This is a genomic window from Streptomyces sp. NPDC033180 (genome assembly GCF_055577645.1).
Window position 1 is genome coordinate 52551 of record NZ_JBVIPU010000012.1, and the last position, 15156, is coordinate 67706.

A 15156-nucleotide genomic window follows, 5' to 3' on the forward strand; every position below is an offset into this window, starting at 1 on the left:
GTCCCGGACAAGCCCGACCGTCGACCCTGTCGACATAGCGCTTAAGATTCGTACGGTTGAAAGCAGGATCGCCTGCTGCCCTGAACGGACCCGCCTTGCACGAACCTCCCGCTCCTGCCTCGTGGCGCATCGCGCTGCCGCACACCACGGCGGCTGTACCGATCGCCCGTGCGCTCGTGCGTACCGCGCTCGCGGAGATCGAGTCGTCCGCCGACAGCGACACCGCCGAGCTGCTCACTGCCGAGCTGGTGGCCAACGCGGTGGAGCACACCTCGGGGCAGGACCCGATAGAGCTCGTCATCGAGCTCCTGCCGACCGGCTGCCAGGTCGAGGTCCACGACTCGAACCCGATCCCGCCCGGCGATCTCAGCGACCCCGCGCCGATGAGCGCGCCGGACCCCTGGCAGGAGCACGGGCGCGGCCTGCTCCTGATCCGCACCCTCAGCTCTTCCTGCGGTCACCGCCCCACCGACTCCGGCAAGGCGGTCTGGTTCACCCTTCCCGCGGCGTAGGCGAATCGGCCTCGGCGGCCCTGCCGAGCCGTGAGTGACGGCGCCCGTACAGCGCGTACACCAGGGAACCCACGACGAGGAACACCGCGAACTGCACCCACGTCGTCCAGCCCGTGCCCCAGATCAGATAGAGGCAGAAGCCCACGCCCAGGACCGGGCTCACGGGGTACAGCGGCACCCGGAAGGTGCGCCTGAGCTCCGGCGCCGAGCGGCGCAGCGCGAGCACCGCGACATTCACCGCGACCATGATCGCCAGCGTGCCGATCGTCGTCAGGTTGACCACCACGTCGAGCGACGAGAAGGCGGCGGGGACGGCGAAGACCGCGGCGACGATCCATGTGTTGGCGACCGGCGTCGACGTCTTCGGCGAGACGCGCTCGAAGACGCGCGGGATGAGCCCGTCGCGGGACATCGACATCAGGATGCGGGTCTGCCCGTACATCACGGCGAGCACGACGGACGCGATGGCCACGACCGCGCCGAAGGCGATGATGCCGCCGCCGACCGACGAGTCGGTGACCTGGTTGACGACCAGGGAGAGCGCGGCCGGCTTGTCGGCGACCGCGTCCGCGCCCAGTGCGCCGATCGCTCCGAGGGCGACGGCGACGTACAGCAGCGTGGCGACGCCGATGCAGATCAGGATGGCGATGGGGATGTTCCGTCGGGGGTTCCTGACCTCTTCGCCCGCCGTGGTGATCGCGTCGAAGCCGATGAAGGAGAAGAAGGCGAGCGAGGCGCCCGCGGTGATCCCGGAGGCTCCGGCGCCCGCGAAGGGGGTGAGGTTGCCGGCCTTGAACGCGGTGAACGCGATCGCGAGGAAGAAGAGCAGGATCCCGATCTTGAGCATGGCCATGGCGGCCGTCGCCCGCGCACTCTCGCGGATGCCACGCACGAGCAGCACCGCGGCCAGCAGGATCACGACGACTGCGGGCAGGTTCACGACGCCGCCCTCGCCGGGTCCCGCGGACAGCGCGTCCGGCAGGTGCCAGCCGGTGAGGCTTTCGAGCAGCTCGTTGAGGTACTGGCTCCAGCCGACCGCCACGGCGGAGACGGAGACGCCGTACTCCAGGAGCAGGCACCACCCGACGAGGAACGCCGTGCGCTCGCCGAGCGAGGCGTACGCGAAGGAGTACGAGCTGCCGGAGACCGGGATCGCACCGCCGAGCTCGGCGAACGAGAAGGCGGTGAAGATGCAGGTGACGGCGGCCAGGAAGTACGAGACAGCGACCGCGGGGCCCGCCTCGGCGACGCTGTCGGACAGGCCGACGAAGATGCCGGTGCCGACGATCGCGCCGACGCCGAAGCACACGAGCTGGAACAGGCCCATGGTGCGCTTGAGGCCGTGGCCTTCCAGGTCGGCGCCCGATTCGGCGACGAGGAGTTCGGGGGACTTGATGCGGAGTCCTGCCGGACCGGTCGAGCGCATGCGGTGGTTCTCATTTCGGTGGTGCTGGGGCGCGGCGATTGGGGCCTCCCCTGCTCGAACGAAGTTGAGAGCTTGGGGAAGTGCCGCAAAGAAGCGGGGCCGGGGGATGGTGTTCCCCGGCCCCACCAGTGTGAACAGTTTCTGTCAGGCAAGCGTGGCGACGAGGATCGCCTTGATCGTGTGCAGGCGGTTCTCGGCCTCGTCGAAGACGACGGAGTGCGCCGACTCGAAGACCTCGTCGGTGACCTCGAGAGAGCTTAGACCGTGCCGGGCGTGGATCTCGCGGCCGACCTGCGTGCCCAGGTCGTGGAAGGCCGGGAGGCAGTGCAGGAACTTCACGTCGGCGTTGCCCGTGGCGCGCAGGACGTCCATGGTCACGGCGTACGGCGCGAGGGCCGCGATGCGCTCGTCCCAGACCTCCTTGGGCTCACCCATGGAGACCCAGACGTCGGTCACGACGAAGTCGACGCCCGCTACGGCCTCGGTGACGTCCTCGCTGAGCGTGATCCGGGCGCCGCTGCTCTCGGCGAGCTCGCGCGCCCGAGCGACGATCTCGTCCGCGGGCCAGTAGGCCTTGGGCGCGACCATGCGGACGTCCATACCGAGGAGCGCGGCGGTGATCAGGTACGAGTTGCCCATGTTGTAGCGGGCGTCACCGAGGTAGGCGAAGGCGATCTCGGTGAGGGGCTTCGTGCTGTGCTCGGTCATCGTGAGCACGTCGGCGAGCATCTGGGTGGGGTGCCAGTCGTCGGTCAGGCCGTTGTAGACCGGCACGCCCGCGTGGGCGCCGAGCTCCTCGACCGTCGACTGGGCGGCGCCGCGGAACTCGATGGCGTCGAACATCCGGCCGAGCACCCGCGCGGTGTCCTTCGCGGACTCCTTGCTGCCGATGTGCGATCCGGCCGGGTCTATGTACGTCGTCGACGCGCCCTGGTCGGCGGCCGCGACCTCGAAGGAGCAGCGCGTCCGCGTGGAGGCCTTCTCGAAGATCAGCGCGATGTTCCTGCCGCGCAACCGCTGCGTCTCGGTCCCCGCCTTCTTGGCCGCCTTCAGCTCGGCGGCCAGATCGATCAGGCCGCGGAACTCCTCGGCGGTGAAGTCCAGCTCCTTGAGGAAGTGGCGGCCGGTGAGGTCGATGGCCATGATGGCGCTCCAGGGGTACGCGTACGGGGACACTGGAAGTCTATACGACACCACACATTTATATACAGGCCCATTGTCGCGCGGAGCCGGTCGTCCCGCAGCCGCTCAGTCGACGGGATCCCGCTGCACCGGGCAGCTCATGCACCGCGGGCCACCCCGGCCGCGCCCCAGCTCGCTGCCCAGGATCTCGATCACCTCGATGCCCTCCTTGCGCAGATGCGTGTTCGTGGTCGAGTTCCGTTCGTACGCCACGACGACGCCCGGCTCGACCGCGAGCACGTTGCAGCCGTCGTCCCACTGCTCGCGCTCGGCCGCGTGCACGTCCTGGGTGGCCGTGAGGACCCGGATACCGCTCAGCCCGAGGGCCGCCGCTATCGCCCGGTGCATGTGCTCGGGCGGGTGGTCGGTGACCTTCAACTCCCGTCCGTCGACACCGGGTTCGATGGTGTACGAGCGGAGCATGCCAAGGCCCGCGTACTGCGTGAAGGTGTCGCTGTCGACCATCGTCATCACCGTGTCGAGATGCATGAACGCGCGTCTCTTCGGCATGTCCAGGGCCACGATCGACTGCGCGGAGCCCGCCGCGAAGAGCTTGTGCGCGAGCATCTCGACGGCCTGTGGCGTGGTGCGCTCGCTCATCCCGATGAGGACCGCGCCCCGGCCGATGACCAGGACGTCGCCGCCCTCGATGGTGGAGGGGTAGTCCGACTGCCCCCGGGACCACATGTGGAATTGCTCGGCCCGGAAGAGCGGGTGGTGCTGGTAGATCGCCTCGAAGTGCACGGTCTCGCGCTGCCGCGCGGGCCAGCGCATCGCGTTGATCGAGACGCCGTCGTAGATCCACGCCGAGGTGTCGCGGGTGAAGAGGTGGTTGGGCAGCGGGCCGAGCAGGAAGTCGTCCAGGTCCATGCAGTGGAAGCGCACGGACGTCGGCTCGGGGTGGCGCTCCAGATACTCCCGCTTGGTCATCCCGCCGACCAGCGCCTCGGCGAGCTCGGCCGACGGCATGCTCTCGAACGCGGCCCGCAGGTGGTCCGTCGCCAGCGGACCGTACTCCTTCTCGTCGAAGACCCGGTCGAGGACGAGAAGGCGCGCGCCGGGCACGTCCATGGCGTCGGTCAGCAGGTCGCCGAAGAGGTGGACGGCCACCCCGCGATCGCGCAGTACGTCGGCGAATCCGTCATGTTCCTGGCGGGCTCTGCGGACCCACAGGACGTCGTCGAAGAGCAACGCGTCCTTGTTGGTGGGGGTGAGCCGCTTGAGCTCCAGATCGGGGCGGTGCAGTATCACGCGGCGCAGCCGCCCGGCCTCGGAGTCGACATGGAATCCCATGGAGCCCATCTTTCCCCTGCCGGGCGGCCGACGCCCGCTGTTGCCCAAAGCCGTCGGGCTCGCAAAACCGTCGGGCTCGCCCGAGCCGTCGGGCTTGCCTAGAGCCGCGGGTCCACCGGCTCCGACTCCAGGGCCAGGACCGCGAACACCGCCTCGTGGATCCTCCACAGCGGCTCGCCCGCCGCGAGGCGGTCCAGGGCCTCGAGGCCGAGCGCGTACTCACGGATCGCGAGCGAGCGCTTGTGGCCCAGGAAGCGGCCGCGCAGCTTGTCGAGGTGGTCGGGGCGGGTGTACTCCGGGCCGTAGATGATCCGGAGGTACTCGCGTCCGCGGCACTTGATGCCGGGCTGCACGATCCGGCCCTTCCCGTCCCTGACCAGCGCCTCGACCGGCTTGACGACCATGCCCTCGCCGCCGCGGCTGGTCATCTCCAGCCACCAGTCGATACCTGCCTGGACCGACGCCTCGTCGCCCGTGTCGACGTAGAGCCGCCGGGTGGTCTGGAGCAGGCCGCTGCCGTCGTGCTCCACCATGCGGTCGATCAGGGCGAGCTGGGCGTCGTGCGGGAGCGCGGCGAGGCTGCGGCTCTGGACGGCCAGGATCTGGAACGGCGCGAGACGCACACCCTCCAGGCCCTCGGTCGGCCAGCAGTAGCGGCGGTAGGCCTCCGTGAACGCGGCGGCGTCCACGGCTCGTTCGCGCTGCTTTGCCAGGAGCGGGCCGGTGTCCACGCCGCGAGCCGTGGCCGCCTGCAGGGCGGCGATCGCGCCGGGGAAGACGGCTCGGGACGCCGCGCCCACGGCCGCGTACTGCGAGCGGAGCAGGCCGGAAGCCTTCAGCGACCAGGGCATCAACTCCGCGTCGAGCAGCAGCCAGTCCGTGTCGAGCTCCTGCCACAGGCACGCATCGGTGACGGCGGTGCGCAGCCGCCCGAGTATCTCCTCGGTGACCTCGGCATCGTCGAAGAAAGGGCGTCCCGTGCGGGTGCAGAGCGAGCCGGTCGGGCCGTCCACGCCGAAGCTCTCGCGGGCCACGTCAGCGTCGCGGCACACCAGGGCCACGGCGCGCGAGCCCATGTGCTTCTCCTCGCACACGACCCGGGCGACCCCGTCCTCGGCGTACGACGCGAAGGCCTCGGCCGGATGCTCCAAGTAGCCCTCGCGCTGCGATGTCGCGGTGGGCGCCATCGTCGGCGGGAGGTACGGCAGGAGCCGCGGGTCGACGGCGAACCGGCTCATGACCTCCAGGGCCGCCGCCGCGTTCTCCTCGCGCACCGCGACGCGTCCGGCGTGGCCGGTCTCCACGGCCCGGCGTCCGCGCACGTCGTTCAGGTCGAGCGGCCGGCCGTCGTGACCGCCGGGCGCCTCCGTGCGCAGCGGCTTGGCGGGCTCGTACCAGACCTTCTCCGCCGGTACGTCGACGAGCTCGCGCTCCGGCCAGCGCAGCGCGGTGAGGCTGCCACCGAAGACGGCGCCGGTGTCCAGGCAGATGGTGTTGTTGAGCCAGGTCGCGGTCGGCACGGGGGTGTGGCCGTAGACCACGGCGGCACTGCCTCGGTAGTCCTCCGCCCACGGGTAGCGCACCGGCAGGCCGAACTCGTCGGTCTCGCCGGTGGTGTCGCCGTACAGCGCGTGCGAGCGCACCCGGCCCGACGTACGCCCGTGGTACTTCTCGGGCAGGCCCGCGTGGCAGACGACGAGCTTGCCGCGGTCGAGGACGTAGTGGGAGACGAGCCCGTCCACGAACTCCCTTACGCTCGCGCGGAACTCCTCGCTCTCCGACCCCAACTGCTCGACGGTCTCGGCGAGTCCGTGGGTGAGCTGGACCTTGCGGCCCTTGAGGTACCGCCCGAGCTTGTTCTCGTGGTTGCCCGGTACGCACAGCGCGGTGCCGTCAGCGACCATCGACATCACGCGGCGCAGCACGCCCGGGGAGTCGGGTCCGCGGTCGACGAGGTCGCCCACGAACACGGCCGTACGCCCTTCGGGGTGCGTGCCGTCGACGTAACCGAGCTTGCCGAGCAGAGTCTCCAACTCGGCGGCGCAGCCGTGGATGTCGCCGATGATGTCGAAGGGGCCCGTGAGGTGAGAGAGGTCGTTGTAGCGCTTCTCGGTGACGATGGTGGCGTGGTCGACCTCCTCCACTCCCTTGAGGACGTGGACCTTCCTGAACCCCTCGCGCTCCAAGTGCCGCAAGGAGCGGCGCAGTTCGCGCTGGTGGCGCTGGATGACGCGGCGGGACAGGCCGGCCCGGTCGGCGCGCTCGGCGTTGCGCGCGGCGCAGACCTCCTCGGGCACGTCCAGGACGATGGCGATGGGCAGCACGTCGTACTGCCTGGCCAGCTCGATCAGCTGCTTGCGGCTCTCGCTCTGCACGTTGGTCGCGTCGACGACGGTGCGGCGGCCGGCGGCGAGGCGCTTGCCCGCGATGTAGTGCAGCACGTCGAAGGCGTCGCGGCTCGCGCCCTGGTCGTTCTCGTCGTCGGCGACGAGGCCGCGGCAGAAGTCGCTGGAGAGCACCTCGGTGGGCTTGAAGTGCTTACGGCCGAAGGTGGACTTGCCGGAGCCGGTGGCGCCGACGAGGACGACGAGGGAGAGGTCGGTGACGGGCAGCACGCGTCCGGCGCGTACGGCTTCGGTGCTGGTGCCGCTTTCGTGCGTCATGCTGCCCGCACCTCCTTCGTGGTCTTGCGGGTCGCTTCGTTCTTGTCGTTCTTGTCGTTCTTGTCGGCCTGTGTGAACACGGCCATCTGGGTCGGCGGCCCCACCTCGGGGTCGTCGTCCCCCACGGGCAGGAACTCCACGCCGTACCCGTGCCGTCCGGCCACCCGCTCGGCCCAGCCGCGGAACTCCTCGCGCGTCCACTCGAACCGGTGGTCGCCGTGCCGGACGTGCCCGGCGGGCAGCGTCTCCCAGCGGACGTTGTACTCGACGTTCGGCGTCGTCACGAGCACCGTGCGCGGCCTCGCGGAGCCGAACACCGCGTACTCCAGAGCGGGCAGCCGCTCCAGGTCGAGGTGCTCGATGACCTCGCTGAGCACAGCGGCGTCGTACCCCTTGAGCCGCTTGTCGGTGTACGCCAGCGAGCCCTGGAAGAGCTTGACGCGCTCGGCCTGCCGCTCGCCCATGCGGTCGAGCTTCAGCCGCCGCGAGGCGATGGTCAGCGCCCGCATCGACACATCGACACCGGCGATCTCGGTGAACCGCGTGTCCTTGAGCAGCGCCTGCACCAACTGCCCCTGCCCGCACCCGAGGTCGAGCACGCGCCCGGCGCCGGCCCCGGCCAGCGCCGCGAGGATCGCCTCACGCCGCAGCACGGCGAGCGGCGCGGGCTTGTCCGCCCCCTCTTCGGAGTCGGAAGCAGCGCTCTCCTCGTCGACCGCGTTGTCGATGGAGTCGACATCCACATCGTCCGCGTCGGCGAGCCGCACCAGTTCGAGGCGCTGCGTGGCCTCCCGGGTCAGCGACCAGCGCCGCGCCAGATAGCGGCTCGTGATGACCTTCTGCTCCGGGTGATCCGCGAGCCAGCCTTCCCCTGCGCGCAGCAGCTTGTCGACCTCGTCCGGCGAGACCCAGTAGTGCTTGGCGTCGTCGAGCACGGGGAGGAGGACGTAGAGGTGCCGAAGCGCCTCGCCCAGGGTCAACTTCCCGTCCGGCACGTCGAGTACGACGTGGACGTAGCGGGAGTCGCCCCACTCCGGGAACTGTTCGTCCAACGGAATCCGCGTCACCGCGACCGTCCAGCCCAGCGGCTCGAACAGCTTGCGCACCAGGTCCGCGCCGCCGCGCGCGGGCAGCGCGGGCACCTCGATACGCAACGGCAGCGGCTGCCCCGCCCGCTCGGGCCTCGCGTTGCACAGCCCGCGCATGGCGCTGGAGAACACCGCGCTCAGCGCCACGGCGAGCAGCGACGAAGCGGCGTAGGGCCGGTCGTTCACATACTGCGCGAGCGCCGCGTCGGGCGCCCCGCCCCGGCCCTTTCCCTTTCCCCGCCGCACCAACGCCAGGGGATCCACCTCGAGCAGCAGCGCGGCCGTGCAACGCTCCACGGAAGCCTCGGGGTAGAGGACGTGCGCGGTGCCGTAGGAAGTGGAGAACGCCTGCGCCTTGTCGGGATGCTTGTGCAGCAGGAACCCGAGGTCGGTCGCGGGGCTGTCGGGGGTACCGGAGGTACTGATCGTCAGGAACACGGGTATGCCTCGAAACGCAATCTGAACTGCGGGAACTTACGGTTGCGGCTCCAGCGCGCCTCTAGACCGTACAGCGAACATCACTGACGCACTCAGGGGTTTTCGCTCCCCCTGGATCTCCCTCTCGATCTCTCCCCGGATCTCCCGCTGACCCGGCTCAGCCCTCCACCCAGCCGTGGCTCCTGCCGTGCTGCACCAGTTGTTCGCGGAGCTGCTTGATCTGCTCACCGGTCATCCACGGAGCCGCACCGAGCAGCAGCTCGGTCATCTCGAACGAGTACTCCGCGACGCTGAGCACATCGCAGGTCGGCTCCTCGCCGTCGTCGAACCCGGGGGCGGACGCCTGGATCGACGGAGGCACCTGTGCCACGCCGCCCGCGAACGCCGGTGCCGTAGACGCCTGCGCCCCCTTGGAAAGACGGACGGACGACGCCTTGGGACCGCGCTCGCCCTCCTCGATCTCGAACTCGACCCGCGCCCCCGTGTGCACCAAAGGCTCCGGAATCAGCAGGTCGTTGGCGTGCAGGAACACGTCTTCCCCACCATGCTCCGGAGCGATGAACCCGTACCCCCGCGCCCCGTCGAACCGAACAACCCTGCCAGCGACCATCTCGACCCCAACCCCGCCACCATCTCCGGGCCCCTCGCCCGGACAGCCAGTGCCGAAGCCTAACCCCGGGACCTCGGTGCCGTACGGCTGAGCGGCCCCTCACGTCCCGTCGGCGAGCAGCGGCAACACGGCCTGCGCGGGACTGAGACTGGCTCCGGCATCCGGGCAAGATGGGTGCATGGACCTTCGAATCTTCACCGAACCGCAGCAGGGTGCGACCTACGAGACGCTTCTCCGCGTCGCCAAGGCCACCGACGACCTCGGCTACAGCGCCTTCTTCCGCTCCGACCACTATCTCGTCATGGGCTCCTCCGACGGCCTTCCCGGCCCCACGGACGCCTGGATCACCCTCGCCGGCCTGGCCCGTGAGACCCGGCGGATCCGGCTCGGCACGCTGATGACCGCGGGTACGTTCCGGCTGCCCGGTGTCCTCGCGATCCAGGTCGCGCAGGTCGACCAGATGTCGGGCGGCCGCATCGAGCTCGGCCTCGGCTCGGGGTGGTACGAGGCCGAGCACTCGGCGTACGGAATCCCCTTCCCGAAGGAGAAGTTCGGTCGCCTGGAGGAGCAACTCGCCATTGTCACCGGCCTGTGGGAGACCCCGGTCGGTGAGCGCTTCACCTTTGACGGCACCTACTACCAACTCGCCGATTCCCCCGCCCTTCCCAAGCCCGCGCAGCCCAAGGTGCCCGTCCTCATCGGTGGCCACGGCGCCAAGCGGACACCCGCCCTCGCGGCCCGCTACGCGAGCGAGTTCAACATTCCCTTTGCCTCTCTCCCCGATACCGAGCAGCAGTTCAAGCGCGTACGCGCCGCCGCGGATGAAGTCGGCCGCAAGGGCGACGACCTCACTTACTCCAACGCCCTGGTGGCCTGCGTCGGCAAGACGGACGCGGAGGTGAAGCGCCGAGCCGACGCGATCGGGCGCGAGGTGGAGGACCTGAAGGCGAACGGGCTCGCCGGCTCCCCGGCGGAGGTCGTCGAGAGGATCGCCGCTTACCAGGCCGTCGGTTCGCAGCGCATGTATCTCCAGATCCTCGACCTGGACGACCTCGACCACCTGGAGCTGATCTCCTCGCAGGTCATGTCGCAGCTGACCTGACCGCGCCCGACCTGGCGGCGTGCGCCCTGACCGAGCCCGATCCGGCCACACCGGACCTGGCCGCGACTGACCTGGCCGCCACGCGACCGCCCCCGAGGGAGCCGGCCCCGGGCGCGCTCCCGTCAACTCCGCCGGTCGCGCCGGTTTCGCGCGACCCCGGCCGGGTGAAATTCCGTCAACCCGGGCTCCGGTGTGGCTCCGCCCCAGTGACCCGCCGCCGCGGGTGATCGTTGGCTCGGGCGGAGCCGGACCGCCCGGCACCCGCGCCGCCGGCCGTTGCTGGTGCGTCGCTTGCATCAGCTGCCCTCCAGCACCGGGAGGGCGAGGGCCGAGGAGGCCGCCATGTCCCAGGAAGCCGTACCCGAGCAGGAGGCCGCGCGCGAACCTTCCGTGCCCGATCAGCAGGGCCCACCCAAGGGCCTGCTCCAGCAGATGGAGGAGCTGATGGCCGCGCTCAACGCGGATCTGACTCAGCTCGACGCGGATCTGCAGCAGTCCACGACGACGACCGGCGACAGCGCGCCCCCCGCCCCACGTCCCCCCGCCGGCGGCGACCCCACCCGCTTCTGACGGCACCGGCCCTCCCCGGGCGTTCGTGCCACCAGGCCGTCCGCGGCCCCCGTCACAGCGCCGCATCATGGCGACCCCGCCGCCGAGTCGGGCTCGGGCAGGCTCTGTTCGCGCACCGCGAGCCTGCGCAGCATCTCGAGCACCCGGTCCCTCGACTCGTCGGCGGCGTCGATCGCTTCCATGCACTGCCAGTACACCCCCTCGTCCTCCGCGCCCATGGCCACGCCGACGAGCGCGATGGCCACCTCGCCGAGCAGTTCGTCCAGTCCTCGCAGCACCTCGTGCGGCCGGCCGATGCCCGTCAGCCGCGAGGCCCGTATGCCCTCCGTCCCGAGGCCCGGGACGACGAGGACCCCACAGCCTCTGCCGCCGACTTCGCTCAGGCCGAGCGCCTCGCCCCGTAACTCCGGAGGTCCCGCGACCGCGAGCCGGCTGCCGATCGCCTGCGCGAGGGCCTGGGACTGCCACACCTCGGCAACGATGTCCGACGGTTCCTGGCTCCGCGCCAGAGCGTGCCTGCTCGCCTCGATGAGCCGCATCGCCTCCATGCGCACCCCCATCCATCCCGCGCGCAACCGCCGCACGTTCGCCCGAACTCCCTTGCCCACTACCCAGAGTGAGTGCCAGCCGGACGAAAAGCCAGAGCAACCCGGAAATCTGTGGACAAGTTATCGAGTGTGGACAACGCGTCCACTCCGGAGAGTGACGAATTTACGCACCGTAGAGAGGTTCATGGAAGGCCACGGAGGACACACGGAACACCACGGAAGACCCATGGGTGATCCATGGGTGATCCATGGATCACCTCGTCGGAAAGCGCTGTTCGTTCCGGTCGATCTTCGCGTCGAGCGCCGCCAGCGCGTCGATGCCCAGCACCTCGCAGAACTGCAGCAGATAGGCGAGCACGTCGGCGACCTCGTCCTTCACCCGATGCGCCGAGTCCGAGTCGTCCATCACTCGCGCCGACTCGTCGGGGGTCAACCACTGGAAGATCTCCACCAGTTCGGACGCCTCCACGCTGAGCGCGGCTGCCAGGTTCTTCGGCGTGTGGTACTGCTCCCAGTCCCGCTTCGCCGCGAAGTCGGCCAGCCTGCGCTGCAGTCCCGCTACATCAAGTTCGGTCACGACTCCAGGTCTACCATCGCGGCCCCGCCCACCTGAGCGGCCCACGACGCGTCGCTCACCGTCCCGACAAGGCGGATGTGCCCGCGTTGGCAGGTGCTCGCCGCCAGTTCGGCGAGTGCGCGCTTTTGCCGCTGGTCGAGGAAGTGGTCGAGGCCGTCGGCGAGTACGGTGAGGTTCTGGTAGGCCGACGGCACCTCGGCCACCGGGTCCACCGCCAGCACTCCGGGTCCGGTGAGCAGCACCAGAGCGAGCGCCAGATACCTCAACTCGCCGTCCCCCAGCCTCCCGACGGGTGACCTGATTCCGCCGCCCCGGTCGATGAGCGCCTGGACCGACCCGTCGTCGGCCACCTCCGCGAACACATCGGCGACCGGCCCCGCGCACCCCGCCCGCACCGCGGCCACCAGCCGCGCATGACGGTGGCCGCACTCCTGCCTCGTACGCAGAAGGACCTCGGCGAGGTTGTCGCAGCCGCTCAACAGACGCCCCGCGCCGATCAGTCCGGGTGGCACGGGCAGCCGCATGAGCCCGGGCCGGGGAGCGCACGGGAACACGGAGCGCAGCGCGACCACCACCTGCTCGGCCGCGGCGAGCACCAGACGCTGCCCCTCGGTCTTGCCCGCTACGCGCAGCGGGAGCAGCGCCGTGCCGAGCCGGTCGTCCGGCAGCGGGCCGCGCGTCACCGGCGTCAGGCCCGCCGTGTGCCAGGCGGCCTGCACCGCGCGCCGCCCCGGATCGCGCAGCGCCGTCTCGAGCAGTGTGAGCCCGCCCAGGGTCAGCCGCTCCCCCACGACGCGCAGTTCGGGCTCGGCCTGTACGGCGACGTCGAGCCGCACCGCGCCGACGGGACCGTCGACCGTGCAGCCGATGCGGAACCCGCGCCGCTGCTGCCCGTCGCCCCGTGCGCGATCGGGCACGCAGGCCACGGGATCGGCGAAGACATCGACGAGTTCCTCACCCGCACCGAGCCGCGCCAGCGCCTCGTACGCGGCGAGCGCGGTGGACTTGCCGCTCCCGCTCGGCCCCGCGACGAGGGTCAGCGGACCGAGCGGGAACACGGCGCCCCGATGCGAGGCGAATGCCGATAGCCGCAGTTCGGTGACGCGGCTGCGGTCCGGACCCGACGGTGGCTCGGCGCCCGCCTCCGGGAGGTGCACTGTCATGTCCGGACGGTAGGCGGCGACGGGTCTGGTGAACCGTTCCGCCCGAGTGACCTTCCTACGAATGAGGGATTCCGCCGGGGAGCGGCTCCCGCACCACCTACGACTGTGCCGCCGCGACGAGCCCCTGCACCTCGGTGCCGGGCGGCGCGAGCAGGAAGACGTTCTTGTCGACGCGGTGCATACCGCAGCCGAGGCCGAGGACCACGCCGCTGCTGAAGTCCAGGACGCGCTTGGCGACTTCCGTCTCCGCCCCGGTCAGGTCGAGGAGGACCGGGATCTGCGCCATGACCGTCTCGGCGACCTCGCGGGCGTCCGCGAAGATGTTCACCCGCATCACCACAAAACGCCGCCGCGCCTCGGTCTCCGCTTCGGGCATCGCGCGGTGGCCGGGCCAGGACGGCCATTCGTTGCGGCTGCGCAGCGGTACGACCTGGGCGAGCCCTTCCCACTGTTCATCGGTGACGTCGTGGCTGTTCAACGCTCCACCCCGTCCTGGCTCGCACTCGATATCTGCACTGGCTCATTCTTACGCGACCTCACCCGTTCGGCCCAACAGCGACACGGAGCGGGCGGACCAGTGTGCCAGGGCCGGCGGGTCAGTGTCCCAGGAGTCCCACAAGCCCTTCGGTCAGGCAGGCGTGCCAACAGGCCCAGTCATGGCCGCCGTTGTACTCGTTCAGGGTGACCGGGCAGCCGTGCGAGCGCAGGATCTCGTACAGATCGCGATGGTGTCCGAAAATCGCATCCTCGCGCAGTCCGACGTCCAGGCGCACGACCACGGGCCGGAACGCGCCGCCACCGAGACCTGAGAGGGCTGCAGAGAGAGGTGCAGAGAGAGGGTCGGTGAGGGGCGCGGAGAGCGGCACGGACTGGGCAAGGACGTTGCCGAACCGCTCCGGCCGCAGGAAACCCGCGTACAGGGAGGTCAGTCCGCCGAGGCCCTGGCCCGCGACGAGCGTGCGCGCGGGGTCGGTGGTGAGGGGCCAGCGGCCGGCCGCCCACGGCAGCAGTTCGTCGGCGAGGAAGCGCACGTGGCTGTCGCGCGCGCCCAGCTCCCGGCTGCGCGTGGCCCTGTCGACGGTGTCCGGGGCGAGGACGGCGAGCGGCGGCACGGCTCCGTCGGCGATGAGGGCGTCCAGCGCGTCCTGGAAGGCGAGCCGCCCGAACCACATGTCGCCGTCGTTGAGCACGAGCACCGGCAGCTCGGCCGCCCGATCGCCCGGCGGGAGGTACGCCCACACGTCCCGCTCGGCGCCGAGCACCCCCGCGGGCAGCCGGTGCCGCTCGACCCTCCCCCGGGGCACCCCGGCACGCCGCTCGGCCCATGCCCGCGCGGGCGCCTGCGGAAGTGCGAGAACAGAGGTGTCGCGGTCCGGCCAACGGGCGGGCGTCCGACGGTGGTTGAGCGGGTCGGGCGCGGCGTGCGCGGACAAGGAGAGCAGCCGTCGCTGGAGGAGTTCGGCGGAGGCGGGCGGTTCGCCGGGCGAGATGTCGGCGGCCATGCGGTACGAGCAGCGGTGGTCGGCGCGCAGCCGATAGGTGAGGTGCCAGATGTCCGTGCCCTGCAGCGGGCTCAGTCGGGACGCGGCGAGGTCGGCGGGGTCCGCGATGCCCTCGGCGAACAGCAGGACCTGCCGGGTGGCACGATGGCCGCGCCACAGGAACGTCACGGCACAGTGGTCCGGGTCGCCGTCGAGCGCCTCGATCAGGGGAGTGCCGCGGCGCGCGGCATCCGCCCAGAACTCCTCCAGGATGACGGCGCGTTCGGCTTCGGCCGCGTCCGCGGCACGGGCGGCGACGCGCTCGACGCGGGGCACGGCGGCCGCGATCCTGCGGGGCGCCGCGTCGGCCGCGAGCACCCCCGTGGTGGCGCTCATCCGCACACGAAGAGGACCCGCATCGTTCCCCGCCTTCCTGGTCCAGCACACAAGAACAACATCAACTTAGCTTAGCCTAACCTAAGTGATGCGATCGTGGGTTTGGA

The 15156-nt window shown here is 70.6% G+C and carries 14 protein-coding genes; 3 read left to right on the top strand and 11 right to left on the bottom strand.

The window, feature by feature from the left end:
* Positions 1–80: 80 nt before the first annotated feature.
* Complete coding sequence (locus ACZ5WE_RS27800) at positions 81–512, top strand: ATP-binding protein (RefSeq protein WP_467688570.1); 432 nt, start codon at positions 81–83, stop codon at positions 510–512.
* Here ACZ5WE_RS27800 and ACZ5WE_RS27805 read toward each other — a convergent pair.
* From ACZ5WE_RS27805 to ACZ5WE_RS27830, 6 genes are all read right to left on the bottom strand, one after another.
* Entirely contained in the window at positions 493–1938 is a 1446-nt protein-coding gene (locus tag ACZ5WE_RS27805) for an amino acid permease (protein ID WP_467688274.1), read from the bottom strand. The genes ACZ5WE_RS27800 and ACZ5WE_RS27805 overlap by 20 nt on opposite strands.
* 144 nt (positions 1939–2082) lie before the next feature.
* Complete coding sequence (gene argF / locus ACZ5WE_RS27810; RefSeq protein ID WP_467688276.1) at positions 2083–3081, bottom strand: ornithine carbamoyltransferase; 999 nt, start codon at positions 3079–3081, stop codon at positions 2083–2085.
* A gap of 105 nt (positions 3082–3186) precedes the next feature.
* Positions 3187–4413 carry an arginine deiminase gene (locus ACZ5WE_RS27815; RefSeq protein ID WP_467688278.1) on the bottom strand — a complete coding sequence of 409 codons (1227 nt, stop codon included), beginning with the start codon at positions 4411–4413 and terminating at the stop codon, positions 3187–3189.
* A gap of 98 nt (positions 4414–4511) precedes the next feature.
* Entirely contained in the window at positions 4512–7076 is a 2565-nt protein-coding gene (locus tag ACZ5WE_RS27820; RefSeq protein ID WP_467688280.1) for a polynucleotide kinase-phosphatase, read from the bottom strand.
* Positions 7073–8602 (bottom strand): 3' terminal RNA ribose 2'-O-methyltransferase Hen1, encoded by a 1530-nt coding sequence (locus ACZ5WE_RS27825; RefSeq protein ID WP_467688282.1) that lies wholly within the window; start codon positions 8600–8602, stop codon positions 7073–7075. The genes ACZ5WE_RS27820 and ACZ5WE_RS27825 overlap by 4 nt, the downstream gene beginning before the upstream one ends.
* 157 nt (positions 8603–8759) lie before the next feature.
* Entirely contained in the window at positions 8760–9212 is a 453-nt protein-coding gene (locus ACZ5WE_RS27830) for a cold-shock protein (protein WP_467688284.1), read from the bottom strand.
* A 178-nt stretch (positions 9213–9390) separates the two neighbouring features.
* Between ACZ5WE_RS27830 and ACZ5WE_RS27835 the strand changes: the two genes are divergently transcribed.
* Positions 9391–10314 carry an LLM class F420-dependent oxidoreductase gene (locus ACZ5WE_RS27835; protein WP_467688286.1) on the top strand — a complete coding sequence of 308 codons (924 nt, stop codon included), beginning with the start codon at positions 9391–9393 and terminating at the stop codon, positions 10312–10314.
* 342 nt (positions 10315–10656) lie between these two features.
* Complete coding sequence (locus tag ACZ5WE_RS27840) at positions 10657–10884, top strand: hypothetical protein (RefSeq protein ID WP_467688288.1); 228 nt, start codon at positions 10657–10659, stop codon at positions 10882–10884.
* Positions 10885–10949: 65 nt separating this feature from the next.
* Here ACZ5WE_RS27840 and ACZ5WE_RS27845 read toward each other — a convergent pair whose 3' ends face one another.
* From ACZ5WE_RS27845 to fes, 5 genes are all read right to left on the bottom strand, one after another.
* The gene (locus ACZ5WE_RS27845) at positions 10950–11432 is read right to left on the bottom strand and encodes a DUF6099 family protein (protein ID WP_467688572.1); all 483 of its coding nucleotides are present in this window, start codon (positions 11430–11432) and stop codon (positions 10950–10952) included.
* 253 nt (positions 11433–11685) lie between these two features.
* The gene (locus ACZ5WE_RS27850) at positions 11686–12009 is read right to left on the bottom strand and encodes a nucleotide pyrophosphohydrolase (RefSeq protein ID WP_467688290.1); all 324 of its coding nucleotides are present in this window, start codon (positions 12007–12009) and stop codon (positions 11686–11688) included.
* A complete protein-coding gene (locus ACZ5WE_RS27855; RefSeq protein WP_467688292.1) occupies positions 12006–13172 on the bottom strand; it encodes an AAA family ATPase in 1167 nt (388 codons plus the stop codon). Before ACZ5WE_RS27855 ends, ACZ5WE_RS27850 begins: the two co-directional genes overlap by 4 nt.
* 97 nt (positions 13173–13269) lie before the next feature.
* Entirely contained in the window at positions 13270–13650 is a 381-nt protein-coding gene (locus ACZ5WE_RS27860) for a cell division protein SepF (protein ID WP_367045643.1), read from the bottom strand.
* A gap of 118 nt (positions 13651–13768) precedes the next feature.
* Positions 13769–15049, bottom strand: coding sequence for an enterochelin esterase (fes, locus tag ACZ5WE_RS27865; RefSeq protein WP_467688294.1), 1281 nt, complete (start codon positions 15047–15049; stop codon positions 13769–13771).
* Positions 15050–15156 lie beyond the last annotated feature (107 nt).

Coding starts and splice junctions, on each gene's coding strand:
- ACZ5WE_RS27805 (WP_467688274.1), bottom strand. CDS start 1,938: ATGCGCTCGACCGGTCCGGCAGGACTCCGCATCAAGTCCCCCGAACTC.
- argF (WP_467688276.1), bottom strand. CDS start 3,081: ATGGCCATCGACCTCACCGGCCGCCACTTCCTCAAGGAGCTGGACTTC.
- ACZ5WE_RS27815 (WP_467688278.1), bottom strand. CDS start 4,413: ATGGGATTCCATGTCGACTCCGAGGCCGGGCGGCTGCGCCGCGTGATA.
- ACZ5WE_RS27820 (WP_467688280.1), bottom strand. CDS start 7,076: ATGACGCACGAAAGCGGCACCAGCACCGAAGCCGTACGCGCCGGACGC.
- ACZ5WE_RS27830 (WP_467688284.1), bottom strand. CDS start 9,212: ATGGTCGCTGGCAGGGTTGTTCGGTTCGACGGGGCGCGGGGGTACGGG.
- ACZ5WE_RS27835 (WP_467688286.1), top strand. CDS start 9,391: ATGGACCTTCGAATCTTCACCGAACCGCAGCAGGGTGCGACCTACGAG.
- ACZ5WE_RS27840 (WP_467688288.1), top strand. CDS start 10,657: ATGTCCCAGGAAGCCGTACCCGAGCAGGAGGCCGCGCGCGAACCTTCC.
- ACZ5WE_RS27845 (WP_467688572.1), bottom strand. CDS start 11,432: ATGGAGGCGATGCGGCTCATCGAGGCGAGCAGGCACGCTCTGGCGCGG.
- ACZ5WE_RS27855 (WP_467688292.1), bottom strand. CDS start 13,172: ATGACAGTGCACCTCCCGGAGGCGGGCGCCGAGCCACCGTCGGGTCCG.
- fes (WP_467688294.1), bottom strand. CDS start 15,049: ATGAGCGCCACCACGGGGGTGCTCGCGGCCGACGCGGCGCCCCGCAGG.